The 14266-nt window shown below is 36.5% G+C and carries 14 protein-coding genes; 4 read left to right on the top strand and 10 right to left on the bottom strand.

Annotated features, from left to right (window positions below):
- Positions 1 to 4: 4 nt before the first annotated feature.
- Complete coding sequence (locus ACU5DF_RS07075) at positions 5 to 1129, top strand: M20 family metallopeptidase (protein ID WP_446712334.1); 1125 nt, start codon at positions 5 to 7, stop codon at positions 1127 to 1129.
- An 81-nt stretch (positions 1130 to 1210) separates the two neighbouring features.
- On the opposite strand, the gene ACU5DF_RS07070 is transcribed toward ACU5DF_RS07075, so the two are convergent.
- The 6 genes from ACU5DF_RS07070 to ACU5DF_RS07045 all read right to left on the bottom strand — a co-directional run bounded on the left by ACU5DF_RS07070 (position 1211) and on the right by ACU5DF_RS07045 (position 7736).
- On the bottom strand, positions 1211 to 2314 hold the full coding sequence (locus ACU5DF_RS07070; RefSeq protein WP_446712333.1) for a hypothetical protein: 1104 nt from the start codon (positions 2312 to 2314) through the stop codon (positions 1211 to 1213).
- A gap of 54 nt (positions 2315 to 2368) precedes the next feature.
- A complete protein-coding gene (locus ACU5DF_RS07065; protein WP_446712332.1) occupies positions 2369 to 3937 on the bottom strand; it encodes a DUF6844 domain-containing protein in 1569 nt (522 codons plus the stop codon).
- Between the two features lie 121 nt (positions 3938 to 4058).
- On the bottom strand, positions 4059 to 4661 hold the full coding sequence (lpoB, locus tag ACU5DF_RS07060) for a penicillin-binding protein activator LpoB (protein WP_045104217.1): 603 nt from the start codon (positions 4659 to 4661) through the stop codon (positions 4059 to 4061).
- A 10-nt stretch (positions 4662 to 4671) separates the two neighbouring features.
- Positions 4672 to 6054 (bottom strand): COG3014 family protein, encoded by a 1383-nt coding sequence (locus ACU5DF_RS07055; RefSeq protein ID WP_446712331.1) that lies wholly within the window; start codon positions 6052 to 6054, stop codon positions 4672 to 4674.
- 330 nt (positions 6055 to 6384) lie between these two features.
- Complete coding sequence (locus ACU5DF_RS07050; RefSeq protein ID WP_446712330.1) at positions 6385 to 7185, bottom strand: helix-turn-helix domain-containing protein; 801 nt, start codon at positions 7183 to 7185, stop codon at positions 6385 to 6387.
- Between the two features lie 32 nt (positions 7186 to 7217).
- Entirely contained in the window at positions 7218 to 7736 is a 519-nt protein-coding gene (locus ACU5DF_RS07045) for a YbhB/YbcL family Raf kinase inhibitor-like protein (RefSeq protein ID WP_045104220.1), read from the bottom strand.
- Between the two features lie 404 nt (positions 7737 to 8140).
- Here ACU5DF_RS07045 and ACU5DF_RS07040 point away from each other — a divergent pair, with 404 nt between their 5' ends.
- Positions 8141 to 8356, top strand: coding sequence for a hypothetical protein (locus ACU5DF_RS07040; RefSeq protein WP_045104221.1), 216 nt, complete (start codon positions 8141 to 8143; stop codon positions 8354 to 8356).
- A gap of 304 nt (positions 8357 to 8660) precedes the next feature.
- On the top strand, positions 8661 to 9782 hold the full coding sequence (locus tag ACU5DF_RS07035; RefSeq protein ID WP_446711344.1) for an ISAs1 family transposase: 1122 nt from the start codon (positions 8661 to 8663) through the stop codon (positions 9780 to 9782).
- A gap of 133 nt (positions 9783 to 9915) precedes the next feature.
- Here the strand turns inward: ACU5DF_RS07035 and ACU5DF_RS07030 are convergent, their stop codons facing one another.
- Entirely contained in the window at positions 9916 to 10113 is a 198-nt protein-coding gene (locus ACU5DF_RS07030; protein ID WP_446712329.1) for a hypothetical protein, read from the bottom strand.
- Positions 10114 to 10163: 50 nt separating this feature from the next.
- Here ACU5DF_RS07030 and ACU5DF_RS07025 point away from each other — a divergent pair, with 50 nt between their 5' ends.
- Positions 10164 to 11348 (top strand): DUF3103 domain-containing protein, encoded by a 1185-nt coding sequence (locus ACU5DF_RS07025; protein WP_446712328.1) that lies wholly within the window; start codon positions 10164 to 10166, stop codon positions 11346 to 11348.
- 153 nt (positions 11349 to 11501) lie between these two features.
- Here the strand turns inward: ACU5DF_RS07025 and ACU5DF_RS07020 are convergent, their stop codons facing one another.
- The 3 genes from ACU5DF_RS07020 to ACU5DF_RS07010 all read right to left on the bottom strand — a co-directional run bounded on the left by ACU5DF_RS07020 (position 11502) and on the right by ACU5DF_RS07010 (position 14264).
- Entirely contained in the window at positions 11502 to 12134 is a 633-nt protein-coding gene (locus ACU5DF_RS07020) for a hypothetical protein (protein ID WP_446712327.1), read from the bottom strand.
- A 143-nt stretch (positions 12135 to 12277) separates the two neighbouring features.
- The gene (locus ACU5DF_RS07015) at positions 12278 to 13555 is read right to left on the bottom strand and encodes a hypothetical protein (RefSeq protein WP_446712326.1); all 1278 of its coding nucleotides are present in this window, start codon (positions 13553 to 13555) and stop codon (positions 12278 to 12280) included.
- Positions 13556 to 13649: 94 nt separating this feature from the next.
- Positions 13650 to 14264: a protein kinase domain-containing protein gene (locus ACU5DF_RS07010; protein ID WP_446712325.1), complete on the bottom strand. Its 615-nt coding sequence runs from the start codon at positions 14262 to 14264 to the stop codon at positions 13650 to 13652.
- Between the last annotated feature and the right edge of the window lie 2 nt (positions 14265 to 14266).

The raw sequence follows: 14266 nt of genomic DNA, 5'->3' as shown, positions 1-14266 counted from the left end.
TTACATGAATTTTTCTTTAAATGATTATCTAGAAGAGCTACGTCCACTGATTGATGTGGATTGTGGTACTTACACTGTTGAAGGCATCGAAGTCATTGCCAATCAAATGGCTGCAAAATATGAAGCAATGAATGACTGGTCTATTAAACGTATTGATTGTGGTAAAGCAGGCGTTGGTCTTGAAGTTCGTAACAAGCCAGATGCAGAACACATTGATGTGATGATGATTGGTCATATGGATACGGTTTTCCCTGTAGGTACAGCGGCAGAACGCCCAATGTCTATGGATGCTGAAAAAGCCTATGGTCCGGGTGTTTCTGATATGAAGTCTGGTCTACTAAACGTGGTATATGCACTGCGTAACCTAGACCAAGCGGTATTAGATAAGCTGTCTATTTGTGTCTGCATGAACCCAGATGAAGAGACAGGATCTTTAGATTCCGTTGATTGGATCCAAGAGACCGCGAAAAAAGCGAAAAATGTATTAGTAGCAGAAGCAGCTCGTGCGGACGGTGGTTTAGTTAAAGCTCGTAAAGGCATGGCTCGCTACAAAATGACCTTCAATGGTAAAGCAGCTCACGCTGGTAACGAACCAGAAAATGGCCGCAGTGCAATCACTGAAATGGCTAACTGGATCTTAGCTGCTAACGCAATGACTAACTTTGAATCAGGCACGACATTAAATGTAGGTGTGGTTTCTGGTGGTGCTGGCGCTAACATCGTTCCTGATTTAGCAACAGCGATTGTTGATGTTCGTTTCTGGGATAACGCAGAGTATGATCAAGTAGATACGACGTTAAATGGCATGATTACAACGCCATTTGTTGAAGGTGTCTCTATCACTCTAGAGCGTGAAGCTTATAAACCATCAATGGTACCATCTGATTTAACTGTATCACTAATGGCAATGATTGAAGAATCAGCGCAAGAGCTAAACATTGATATCAACTGGAAAGAAGCTGGCGGCGGCTCTGATGCCAACAACACGGCTATCTTAGGTGTTCCGACACTTGATGGTTTAGGTCCAATCGGTGCAGGCTTCCACAGTGCCGATGAGTACTTATTGCTTGAGTCAATCGAACCACGTATCAAGTTGTTGATGAGTGTGCTGACTAAATTGGCTAAGTAATATTTAGTGAGTAAGAATAAAAACAGCGAGCCTGAGTGCTCGCTGTTTTTTGTTTCATTTTCCCAATCAAAACTTTATCGGCTAAAGAATGATACCAACAGTTTTCTCTTCAATTTTAAGTACACTTGATTTCGATTTAGAAGAATTATTAGTTATATGAGCTTGCTTCTTTTTTCGTAAAATATCTAGACGAGAAACAGACTCACCGCTAATGCTTGTCGCATAAGACTTCTTCGAACCTACTTTTGTAATACGAACCACTCCGATATGCAGCTCTTCAGCACCTAAAGACTCACCAGTATATGGATCAATGATATTCTCACCGACACGATAAACATCAAAATAGTCACCTACTCGTATATTTTTTCCACCTTCACCAATAATGATTTGTGTGTTGTTCGTCATAACAATACGAATTGGAAATATATGGCTGTGAACATCTTTAAACAGCTTTTCTGATGCCCAGCGTTCCAGTAAAGTAGAGACTTCATGCGAACTTGATGTTGTTCGTTGTGAGTTCGATGAAACAATCTGACCTGTCGATACTTTTAACACTTTATATTCAACGTTTACGACTGAGTATTTAGTATTTATCGTTGAACTTTCACCTGTTAATTCAACAACTTTCGTTGTTTTACTAGAAGATGTAGCAGCACGAATTACATTAACAGTCAGAATATAATCAGCCTCTTTTCTATTTTGTAAAATCGCAAATTTTCTAGCTTGAACAAATCGAGACTCTAAGTTTGTGTGAAACTGATCCGCATACTTACCTTTAACATCAAGGAAGAGCGTCTTTCGATTATCTATACTTTGCTGATCTTTTCTCTTATTAATCTCACGCTGACTTAATTCAAATTTCACATTCAAGCGGGCTTCACACTCATTGCTTGCACAGACAACATCAATAATGTCATACGAACTTACTCGACCAGAAAATTGCTGCTTAGAACCTGTATCTGAAGATTGAGAAAACTCTAAAGCATCCTCTGTCTCTTTTGCTACTAATTTGCTTATGGTGTCCGAAGAAACAGTAACGCCAAACTGTTGTCTTACTGCTTCCGAAATAGCATCATTTATGGCTTCAGTGCGACTAATACCATAGCCAACAACTTCTCGTTGAACTTCAACAGCTGATACGCTAATAGAGAATAAAATCAGCACCGTTGATAAAAACTTCTTCATTATATTTCCTTAAAATAGCAATCAAGATTAACCTTGATAACTAAAATGTAATAATTAAAATTGTGCATCACCTAGCTCTGGAGACTCGGTATAAATATTCTTCTGACCATTAACTGATTTAGAGGTAGGCATGATTTTAGGTTGCACTTTAACTTCAATTGTTTTCTTAGTAAAAGTCCCTTTTGAACTCTCTATTTTACGCTGTTTCGCATCTTGCAGAGGGCTCCAAATTGCGTATGAATAGTACGAAATCTGCTTTGGGTTGAATGGGTTGTAGAAAGACATAGTGTTAGTTTTAACACCTTTCAACGACAATTTATCAACTTTAGATTGAACAGTTACCTTAGTGTCCGTTGTTGAGTTAATTTGAGTATCTTCAATATCAATACTATCCAATGAACAATCTAAATAGTTCGCTACTGCTTTTTTTGTTAATGAAACTTCATCCAAAACTTCAATGCTTACTTTTGCTTTTAGATTAACTAAGCGATAAAGTTCATTCATTGCATAAGTTGTTGCTCTTTTCTTAGCTATTTTTTTATACGTTCGCATCTCAGCGGAATTACTTGAACGTTTATTTACTGATTCATATGAAACTGAAATTACTGTTGGATAACCATTATTATCATAAACAAGGTGCGAGCCAATAACAGTCTCATCTTGTTTTTTATTTACCAAATAACGAACGTATTGACTCGTAGAATTGAACTGCTTGTATTCGCCATCTGGTGTTTTAAACGTTTGTGAGATTGGTTTAAATGTTTTTGGTAAGTTCCAAGCATTAGGGTCAAAATCTCCACGAGCCTTAGTGACATATTGGATCATTTCATGAGCAGGCGTTGTTTTTACAATAACAACACCAACTGAAACTGCACCATCTTCTTGCTCTGCCATAAATACTTTCTGAACAAAAAAAGAGGAAACCCCACGCCAGCCAGTCTCAATATTCACAGAATTCTTTAGCGAATCTTCTAGAATAGTTTGCTTATCTTTAATTGCCGTTTCTCTCATAGCTTGATCGATGGCTTCTTGAGATACCCCTTCAGCTGACAACTTATCTCTAAACGCTATTTCAGCCAATTGAATTAACTTTTCTTGCACTAGCTGCTTTTGAGCACTAGCACTAGTTGGACAGATATAATCACCGAAATCAGGAACACTTTCGGAGAGTGTTGAAATTCGGTCACTTGTCACATCTGCGCGACCTTCTAATGCTATTTTTTCAATGGCATTCTCAAATGCTTGTTCAAATGTTCTGCGTACAGTGCGCATCGTTAAATCTGAACTTCTAGACGTTGCGATACCAAAGTGCATTTGTGCGTAATTCACACCATCATCATTTTCAGTCATTGACTCAAAATCGCTACCAAGTGGACTACTAAGCCAATCCTCATATTGCTCTTCAATAAACCCTTCAGAATCACTCACAGTATCAATCACAAGATCAACTTCAGACTCTGATACTTCAATGGCAGTAGAGTCATTAACAATAATATTGTTTATTTGTTCCTCTGCATCGGTAATCTTTTGTACATCAACTTCAGTTTCTAGAGGCTCATCAAAAGCATAAGTATTACTCGTAACTAAAAGTATCCCTAAAGCCATTAGTGCTAATTTATTCATATTTCAATGCCCTATACCAACTAACACTATCTCTAATAAACCCTGTAAGCCTTAATGATAGCCATATTGTATTCTTTAAAAAAAAGGGGAGCATAGCTCACCCTTAAACATCTTTAATCAACTACCAGCTAACAGAATCACCGTCTGCTACTTTGCCAACTACTCGCTCACCTTCCCAATATGCAAGACCATTTTCAATATTGGTCAATGACATTTGGAAATAGTATTCAATTCGAGTATCGCCATTATCAAGAGTTGAGTTACGTTGTAAGATCTTACCAGTAAGGCTGAAGTCTGGTGCTAGTACTTGATTACTGCTTTTCACACTCGATTGTTTAACCATCTTAGAATCTTTGAGCTCTCGCATTTTCTTAGTCGCATCATCTTCACCAAATGCTGTAGTTACAAGAAACTTACCAGATTGAAGTAATTGGATACGAAGTGTTTTAGCTAGTTGATCTGTATCCAAACGTTGCATTGTGTCATTTGAAATATCATTTACATAAATAATATAACGACCACCTTGATCTGCCTTAGGGTGAGTCATTAACTTACTCGCAACAATTTCTTCCGCCATACCTGTTGCAGCTTTTGAGAAGTCAGCGTATGAAAGAGTTGCTACCACATTGCTTGATGTATCTGCTGCATCAATATAACCAGTCGTTGTTTGACAACCACTCAACGCTAATACTGAAATTGCTGAAGCTAAAAGATATTTTTTCATTTTATATTCCTTAAATATTTACAACATTAATTAAAGGTTGAGTTTTAGGTGATACCGCTTTTACATAGATAATATGTTTATTAGACAATTCATCCAACACTACAGGAATTGTAAAATTACCTGCTTTTATCTCAACAATATTATTTTTCTTTTCTACTTGAACAACTTGATATTGGCTAGGTAGAGCTGAAAATGTACGGATATCAGCTCCAGTACTTAACGCTTGAATCGCAGCAAAAGCATTGCCCAATAATTGATTTTCATCTTTAATTTGTTTTTGAGCGATAGTTTTTAAAGTAACTCGAGTGATCTCTCTTGCCAAAATATAAGGAAACTCTTGCTCAAATTCAGAACCAATAATTTTATCCATATCAGCAATTACTTCTGTTTTTTCTTTATTTACAGAAATAGAATTAAATGCAACCCCTCTTTCTTTTAACCGAGGAAGAGCAATACCAGCATAAGCTACATTTTCAGAAAGAATAAAAACAGGTAAATCTAAACGTTTTTCTTCTTTAACTACTGATTGACCATTTTCAAAAATCACCCACACTTTTTCATTGAGTTTTGATGCCCTTACTGATTTAGCCATTGAACGCGCTAAGTCATAATCTTTTTTCACTGATTTAGAACCAGTAATTGAATAGACTCGTTTAAATGCATCTGCTGCTTTCTGAAAATCAGACTTAGTTTTACCCGTTAATAATAAATTAAGCCCATAGGTATAGGTAGTAAAAGGATTAATATACCCTTCGTATGGCTTCCATTGACCCGTCTCAATACCTGCATTTTTTAATGCTGCTTGCGTCGCATCTGAGTCTATGGTTTTCTTAATGGATTCTGTAGATTCACCCGCTTCAGATTCAATCTCTTCTTTATGCTTTTTTATTACTGAAGCAAAATGATCAGCAGCACGACGTTGTCGCTCTTCAGCTCTATTTAATTCAACTCTTGCATCTTGATAGTTCTCTTCTGCAATAAAATTCCAAGCCTTAATAGTATTGGTCATAACACCGTCATATTGCGTTTGCGTATAATCAAGCATCGCATCATTACCAATGATAGAACCAACAGTTTCCAATCCTGTTTCTATTGCTCCTTCCTTATCTTCTTCCTTCATCATAACTTCAGAAGCATCAAGTAGTTTAGTCGATAATTCAGTTTCACCTACATAACTTAATGTTGCTCCAGCTTGTAAAGTCCAGATTAAGTCACTTGTTTCACCCGTTTCAGAATCATAGCCTGCATTATCAAGAGCAACTTCTGAAGCTCCTTTAAAATCACCTCCATCTAATTTGGCATGAAAATTACCAAAATCGTCCTTTTGCATCATACTAGTACAACCAGACAACATTGCTATACAGATAAAGCTACCAACCAACTTAAGTTTCATATTCACCTTTATGTTTTTATAAAATAGAGTTCCAATTAATAATTTATGCTATCAGAATAGGGTACCCATTAAAACCTAAATATAAAAAACACACAGACATAAGTAAAAATAAATAAAATTAAACATTGACGAAAAAAATAAATAACAAAATAAATCAAAAAACAAACAAGTAAGTTAACATCTACAGGATGGATTTAATCATTCCATTATAAATCAGTACTTAAATTGGTTTTATCAAACTCACAACCACTATATTATAAACAAAAAAACAGTGAGAATTTAAAACCATCTCACTGCTTTATTTATTTAAAATTACAATGTAAAATTCTATTAATAAAGAATGCTATTCATATATTGCTTTGGTGTCATGCCAAATTGCTGATAGAAGCGTTGGCTAAATCGGCTTTCTGATTGATAGCCACACTGTAATGCCAAATCTAATTGGGTTTGGCGCTTCTTTTGCATTAGAGAAAGTGCATAAGTCATTCTAACATTCGATAAAACAGTTCTAAAATTTGTATCATCTCGCTTTAATCGACGAATTAGCGTTGCACGGCTCATAGAAAAGTCATCGCATACGGTTTCTAATTGATAATTTTCTGACGGATTTTTAGAAAAATACGCACTCAGCTCATTTTGAAAAGAAGTGAACGTTGGAGAGAATAAAACATGCAGTACACCCAACTCAGCCAATTGTTGATATAAAGCTAACAAATGAAATTGTTGAGCCTTAGTACTCAGCTTTTGCGTATTAACATCCGTTAATAATGTGAAACCGTAAGCCAACAATGGTGACACCGTAATCGCATGAGTATGTATACGAATACTTTCATTTTGTTGGCTCTCCTCTAACATCTCTTTAGGTGGTGCTAAGAAAAAACAGATCTGAACAGAATAAAAATTATCCTCTGTCGTTTTATTAATAAAGTTTAACCCTTGGTTGGCTGATGTAAGCAACCAAAAGTGCGTATTAACATCAAATTGCTCAGTCTCTTGAAATACGGTTTTTACACCCGACTTAACCCAAATAATACTAGGGGCATAAATATGAACATTGCGTAAATGCTGATCACTCTGACCCGAGTAAGTTTGAACTCGAAACATGGGATCATTCAACATTACTTTATCCATTTTATACCCCTATATTTATGTTTATGCCGTAATTAGCGTACGTATGTCGCGGTTAATACTGCTTTGTCTAATGCCATGCTATTTAAAGTATAACCAACAACAGCAGGTGAGATATCTGCAGGTAAATCTATTTTCTCTTGTGGTAATGCCCAAACCGTATATTGGTATCGATGCATTCCATCACCAACAGGAGGACATGCGCCACCGTAGCTCATAGTACCAAAGTCATTCTTAGTTTGTAGTATATCTTTCATTGGAGAACCTTGATCAATACTGCTTACGTTTGCAGGAATATTAAGCGCTAACCAGTGCCACCAACCGCTACCTGTAGGTGCATCTGGGTCAAATACCGTAATGGCAAAGCTTTTAGTTCCCTCTGGTGCATCTTTCCAGCTTAATTGTGGAGAGATGTTGTCACCAGCACAGCCCATACCTGAAAAGGTAAACTTGCTATTCATTAATTGACCTTCGTGTATATCAGAGCTTGATACTTCAAAAGCTTGGCTAGAGAATGAGGCAAGAGTAAGTAACACCAATAATGCTTTGTTCATAATAATTTCCTTTATTTTTAGAAAGAATGTTAAGTAAGTACAAGGACATTATTAAAGATCAATAGAACTAAAAGTTACCACTAAGTAGCAGTATTCATTAAAAATAGCTCAAAAATGATACTTATAGTAAAAACAAAAATCGAATTAAATTTATGAATCATTTACATTGGAGTAATTTAAACAAGATAAACTTCACTCATATACATCATTAGTTAATAAGTTCACAAGTATTCTTTGTAATGGTATAGATAAATTAAAAAGTAGCGTATTAAAGACGCCTCACAAGTTTAATTATTACAAGTGATATACATCTAACTATTTAGAATTATAGCTATCAAGTCTATTTAATCGGCGTATTGTAATTATTCAATATTACGATGAAACATTAATGATTAGAGGTGGTTATGAGTTTATTTTATGTAGATAAAAACGAACAAGCTAATGGTGAACATGAAGTTCATACTGCAACATGCACCCACAGTCCAGGGATCACAAAATGTGAACCGCTTGGCTATCATACTGCCTGCAGCACAGCATTAAATGCAGCTAAAGAAATATATCCAAAATCAAATGGTTGCTATTACTGTTCATACTCTAGTTATACATCTGAAGATAAATAAGAATAAAATAAAAAAGCCACTTAGTACTAAACTAAATGGCTTTTGGCGCATACACTTAGGAGAAATATGCTTTAGGGGGTAAAAGAATAATAAGACAAAATCGGCTTACGAAAAAGTGAACACTTCACCCAATATCATTTCCTCTTTTATACTGGTTTGATTAAGATCCAAAAATGCATGGGGTAGACATGAAAAGCGGTAAGACCCCAGGGCAAGATCACGAATGTTTTTTAATCAATTAAACGATCGATTTGACGATCAGATTTACCTGTGATCATATACCTCCTTTAACGAGGAGAATTCGATGCACATTGACCATTTTAAAGAACACTTTCATGAAATAACAGACCAAAGACAAGGTGCAAAAGTAACCTATTGCCTTTTTGAAGTTCTATTCGGCTCAATGTGTGCTGTTATTGCAGGAGCAAAAGGCTGGTTTGATATTAGAGAATACATTCTTGGTCATCACGCTTGGTTTGAACGTAATGGTATGTTTTTAAATGACATTCCTGTCGATGATACGATTGCTAGGATTGTTTCAAATATTGAACCAGAGCAATTTCATCAATGCTTCGTCTCTTGGATGTCTTCAGTGCATTCTTTAACTCAAGGCCAAGTCGTTGCTATTGATGGCAAGACACTTCGTGGCTCTTATGATCGAGACGACCGCTCAAGTACTATCCATATGGTGAGTGCTTACGCCTCTTCAAACAAATTGGTTTTAGGGCAGTTAAAAACAGAGCAAAAAAGTAATGAAATAACAGCTATTCCAGAGCTTATTAAGATGCTTGATATTAAAGGCGCATTAGTGACTATTGATGCCATGGCATGCCAAACGGCAATAGCCAAAGTCATAATAGATAAGGGCGCAGACTACTTATTAGCAGTAAAAAACAATCAAGGCTCGCTACGCAAATCTGTTGAAAAAGCATTTTCAAATCAACGCTCTACAGTAAACAAACTCATTAACCTTGAGCAAGGTCATGGCCGTATTGAATCACGTCAAAGTTATGTATTACCAAGTACAGCTCTAGAAGGTAACTTTTCTCGTTGGAAAGGCTTAAAAAGTATCATCATGATTGAAAGCTTTCGTGCCATTAAAGGAAAACAGCCCAGTCTAGAATATCGTTATTACATTAGCTCAAAAGAATTAAGTGCAGAGCAAGCAGCAGTGGCGGTCAGAGAGCATTGGGGGATCGAATCAATGCACTGGGTACTCGATGTCAGCATGAATGAAGATGCTTGCTCTATATTCAAAGATAATGGTGCCGAAAACCTTTCCTGCTTACGACACATGAGCTTGAACATGCTCAGAGCTGAGCCCACAAAACTGAGTATCGTGGGTAAACAAAAGCGATGCATGATGAATACTTCAATGCTTGAATCTGTTTTAACGGCAGGTTTTTTCTCAGAGGTTAAAATTTAACCACTCATGCGGTTGCCCTGGGTAAGACCCTACTTAGCAAACTCAATACTGAGCCCTGAAATGTATCAGTAATAAATAATATTTATTGAAAATAAACCCACTTGTAATTCCTTCCCATCGATTACTCTAAGTCTTAACCTAAAGAGCATAATCCAAATTCATTAATAACATTGCCCTTTGTGATTTCGTCATCGCCATTTTCATCTGCGATGACACCACCTTTAAATTTATAAATTAAACTGTGATTTTGTTTCAAAATGTAACCATTCACCTGGTTTATAAATTGAAAGGTTGGTATTGTTACTACATAGAGTTGATACTCTAATACCATTCTGAATAAGCTCTTGTTCAGGTAATTGCGTAGAAAAATAGGATATATTTATGAAGTATATAACCCCCCTTTCACTTCTTTTCGCGGTAACTCTGGTTGGCTGTCAATCAGAAGAAACCAGTTCTGAATCATCTTCTCAAGCAAATGCCAACGCTATTGCACAACAAAAGCGCGATTTAGCATTACAACTTAGCCAAAGCTATGCTGGACTTGAAACTACATTAAAAGCACAAATTAACGATCAAAAACTAAATGTCTCTGTATCTACCCTGCTAGATGAGCAACCAAATGCTGATTTTAGCCAAAAAATGGTAACTGCAGATGCTCAGATCCGTTCAATGAAAGGGATCCAAGAATTTACCCCTGATATATTAGAGTTACGTCTTGCTGATATCTCAATGGTAAAAGAGTGGAAAGAAGGACAAAGCCCACTATTTGCTTTCGAACCTAAGGGTAATGATGCATCTTGGCAGTATATTGAAGCCTTTGATATTTATGGACAAGTCCACCAGTTAGATGTATACCAATTACCTGATGTACCTGTATTTGTCGTTGACAGTAACAGTGACAAAGAGCTTCGAGCTGGTATACAAGCCATGCGTGCAGAAATGAATAGGTTAGATCAAGGTATCGCACTAAGTGTTAATCCAAGCGACGCTGTTGTTGCGACACCAATGCTTAACAGTGCTGATACTACAGAAGCTAAACCAATTTCTACTACTGTGTTGAAAAAAATTCGTCTAGCCGATGATCAAGAACCATGGATTTCAGGTAAAGCTGAGGTTTATGCAATTGTAACGGGGATCAATCCGAGTCGTGACAAGCCAACTATTGATTTAGTAGAAATGCCTTATTTGGACTACGACAACAAAGATTACCACCCAAATCAAATCGTTATTCAGTGGTCTCGTTATCGTTGGGGTGCTGCGGACCTTATCTTAATGGAACAAGATGATGGTACTGATTATAAAGAGCTAGCAAAACTATTGGTTCAAGTTGCAGAAGAAGTTCTAAAACTTATTCCAGACCCTGAAGTTCAAGCGTATGCTATCATTCCTCAAATCACTGGAAAAATTATTAGTGCTATTCCTGATGGGCTATTAGTCAACGACGATGACTTTGTCGATGTATATTATACTTTAATGCAAGACACTAGCTATACAGATCACCCAGCAGCAAGTGGCAATGCCGTTGTAACGTTAGAGCCTCTAACGATAAATCCTACTCGTAATTAGTAAAAATAGTGCTTAAAACAATTAAGAGTTATCAATAAATCATCTACACTAGCAAATAAAATAGCCAATATTTAGTTTAAATATTGGCTATTTTATCTATTTCAAGTTGAGCCAAGTAGTACTCGCTATATAAATATAAACACTTTAGAAAGATTAAAACACGACTCGTTTGGTTGATGCTGGTAGGATCTGATTTCCTATTACTACACCTTTATGTTTATCAGCTGAAAACTGACTGGACATAGGTGCTATGGTTCTATGTGCATAGGAAGTTTTCACCATTCCCTGATATCCCGTCACTTTAATACTATTATACCCACACTCTCTTAACGCTTCAGCTAATCCTTGCGCAAAAGAGGAAGTACAACCTTCTTTTGGTGGAACATTTGCACTGCCACAAGCAAATACTCTTAAATCCTGAAAGCCAGTACGCAGACCCTCATCTTTTAATACTTCAGCTAGATCCAGTGGAGTATATTTTTTCAGATCGCCGCCTTGCCAGTTTTCAATTCCCAGCTTGAGTTCTTTTTTTGCTCCGCGTCTCGCCCCAATAGCACTTGAACCCAGTCCATGCCCGTGAGCTAAAATATAAACTTTATCACTAACTGAAACATCACGAAGAACTCCTAGTTTAGCTTTTCGTTTTATTCCTTTTAATATTCCGCTCTCACAATTACTAAGGATTTGATAAGGCTGTTTTCCTTTCGCAATCTGGCCTTGTTGCCAGTCTTCTGCAAAAGCACACATTTCAGGAGTCGCTACTGGAATATAAATGTAACTAGTCATACACTTTCTCTTAATTGATTTTCAGTCAAGAGGTACACAACACACCTCTCGACAGAAACATTCAAACTATAATTACTACGTCAATCTGATAAATCGTTTATACAACAAGTAATAATATTTATTTAGATTGGCAATCAAAGCAACTATTTTCTTCTTATTGCACCTTGCCTTCTTAACTTAGGAGGCTCAGGAAGCTCAACAGGGTTTAGCTGTTGTTTCAAGATCTCTCGTTGCCATGCTAAACCAGGTTTAAACTCTAAACTGTATTGAGCTGAGTATTCTTTAATGTAACTCACTGATTGTGATTTCATATTATTAATATAAACCACCCCTTTTTGGAAGTTAGCTTCGGCATCACTCACTAAGCGTCCACGTGAATTAAGCAAAGCAAGGAAGGTTCCTGGGGCTGCAATTGAGCCTGATTGCAATAAAAGTGCCCCTAAAATAGGGCTTAGTGCTAATTTATCAATAAACCAATCGTTAAATCGCCCTGCATCTAAAGCAATACTAGAGCTATTAAGCAATTGAAGCTGTTCTTTCTCTGCTGTTTGGCATGTTTTATATAAGTTAACTCGTTGGATGATATAATCGATAAGAGTTGCTACACGTCCTAAAACATTCGCAACATAACTTAAAATAGAACCGATCCCTGCTGCAACATCCCCCGCTGCAGCCATCGCAATCTGACCTGTTTTCACAGCCATATCTTTTAGCCCTAATAGTCCTTTAGCTATCATATGAGAGCGTAGATCTCTCGCAATAACTTCAGGGTAACCAGAGTTTAGTGTCACACCTCGTCCTGCTAATTTCATTGAAATATAGCTGCTAAAACCTGTAACACATTTTTTAACACCTTTATATAAATCAGCTGCATTTTGCAGGTATCCTAATCCTGGAATTAAAGATGATAAATCACCAATAATAGATGCAGCTAACCATAAACCTATATCAGTTAGGTAATTAGCAACCCATTTAATATCTTTATACGCTTTCTTCAATTGTGTAATCAGATTTTGACAAAAGCCTTCAATTAATTTCGTTAGCTTTTCCATTAGGTTGTCTTTTGTTACTTCAACTTTATGTTTTATAGCTTGGCCAATACTTCTAAAGAACTCAACAGGTCTGCTTGATTTTATCGCTTCGCTAACAGCTCCTGCTACTTTAGTCACATTCGTCAACACTTTAGACTTAGCCATGATGTCGCTAACTTTGCTTTTTACAAAACCTCCGATATCTGAAATAGCCGTCGTGTCAATCACGAAGTTACCAACAAAATCTGCTGCAACACTTGGTTTTCTGTCTACTTCAAGGGAAGCAAGATAATTAATGATATTTACACGACCAAAATATAATTCTTTCTCTTGGTAGTTCCACCCTTCCATATCGGTACAATTGGTTACATCAGCAATCGAAACAGGCATACGCCCTCCTAGTTATCATTATTTATTATAAGTCCATTTCAGCTCTACATAATTAAAGGCTAAAATTTGTTCTGAGCAATAACAATTTAGTTATTTATACCCAATGAATAAGCATCTCTCGGATAGAGTTCGCTTTTTTTTTAATTTTTGGTTCAATTTGTATATCTATTAATTGATCAATTATTTTCACTAACGCGTACCAATCATCCTCTTTTTTTACTAACCCTTTACCCTGTAGTTGAGAAGGGCTTGCAAATGATGGAGTAGCTTGCCAACATGACAAAGTTTTTCGAACAGTTCCTATGCGATAACTTGCACCAAAATCAATTAATCGAATGGAGTCAAAAGCAGGAATAAACAAAATATTCGACGGCTTAATATCACCATGTACCCATCCTTTATCATGGCAATATTTTATTGCTTTTATGATTTTTGGTAGCACCCATACAAATTGTTCTGCGTCTTTCTTACCAAAGGTACTTAATGGCTTTGCTGTTGAGTCATATTCAAAATAAATAACGCTATTTGTCTTATCTAACGTGACTGTTTTTTGAACATAAAACCCTGCACACTCATTCACAGCAGTCCACTCTCTTTCCATTTCTTCTTGATTAGCATAATGCTTACCTATTTGAGATAGATCCCAACTCTCATCATCTAAAAGACAATGGGAGAAAGGTCTGTGAAAAGGTACCTCTTTTTCTCTCATCG

The organism is Aliivibrio wodanis, assembly GCF_052920805.1.
Note: the sequence above shows the minus strand (reverse complement) of the source record. Positions and strands in the feature narration are given on the sequence as shown.

What these genes read in the sequence shown, in the direction of transcription:
- ACU5DF_RS07065 (WP_446712332.1), bottom strand. Translation starts at nt 3,937, where the DNA reads ATGAATAAATTAGCACTAATGGCTTTAGGGATACTTTTAGTTACGAGT.
- ACU5DF_RS07015 (WP_446712326.1), bottom strand. Translation starts at nt 13,555, where the DNA reads ATGCCTGTTTCGATTGCTGATGTAACCAATTGTACCGATATGGAAGGG.
- ACU5DF_RS07075 (WP_446712334.1), top strand. Translation starts at nt 5, where the DNA reads ATGAATTTTTCTTTAAATGATTATCTAGAAGAGCTACGTCCACTGATT.
- lpoB (WP_045104217.1), bottom strand. Translation starts at nt 4,661, where the DNA reads ATGAAAAAATATCTTTTAGCTTCAGCAATTTCAGTATTAGCGTTGAGT.
- ACU5DF_RS07040 (WP_045104221.1), top strand. Translation starts at nt 8,141, where the DNA reads ATGAGTTTATTTTATGTAGATAAAAACGAACAAGCTAATGGTGAACAT.
- ACU5DF_RS07045 (WP_045104220.1), bottom strand. Translation starts at nt 7,736, where the DNA reads ATGAACAAAGCATTATTGGTGTTACTTACTCTTGCCTCATTCTCTAGC.
- ACU5DF_RS07055 (WP_446712331.1), bottom strand. Translation starts at nt 6,054, where the DNA reads ATGAAACTTAAGTTGGTTGGTAGCTTTATCTGTATAGCAATGTTGTCT.
- ACU5DF_RS07050 (WP_446712330.1), bottom strand. Translation starts at nt 7,185, where the DNA reads ATGGATAAAGTAATGTTGAATGATCCCATGTTTCGAGTTCAAACTTAC.
- ACU5DF_RS07035 (WP_446711344.1), top strand. Translation starts at nt 8,661, where the DNA reads ATGCACATTGACCATTTTAAAGAACACTTTCATGAAATAACAGACCAA.
- ACU5DF_RS07025 (WP_446712328.1), top strand. Translation starts at nt 10,164, where the DNA reads ATGAAGTATATAACCCCCCTTTCACTTCTTTTCGCGGTAACTCTGGTT.
- ACU5DF_RS07010 (WP_446712325.1), bottom strand. Translation starts at nt 14,264, where the DNA reads ATGAGAGAAAAAGAGGTACCTTTTCACAGACCTTTCTCCCATTGTCTT.
- ACU5DF_RS07070 (WP_446712333.1), bottom strand. Translation starts at nt 2,314, where the DNA reads ATGAAGAAGTTTTTATCAACGGTGCTGATTTTATTCTCTATTAGCGTA.
- ACU5DF_RS07030 (WP_446712329.1), bottom strand. Translation starts at nt 10,113, where the DNA reads ATGGTATTAGAGTATCAACTCTATGTAGTAACAATACCAACCTTTCAA.
- ACU5DF_RS07020 (WP_446712327.1), bottom strand. Translation starts at nt 12,134, where the DNA reads ATGACTAGTTACATTTATATTCCAGTAGCGACTCCTGAAATGTGTGCT.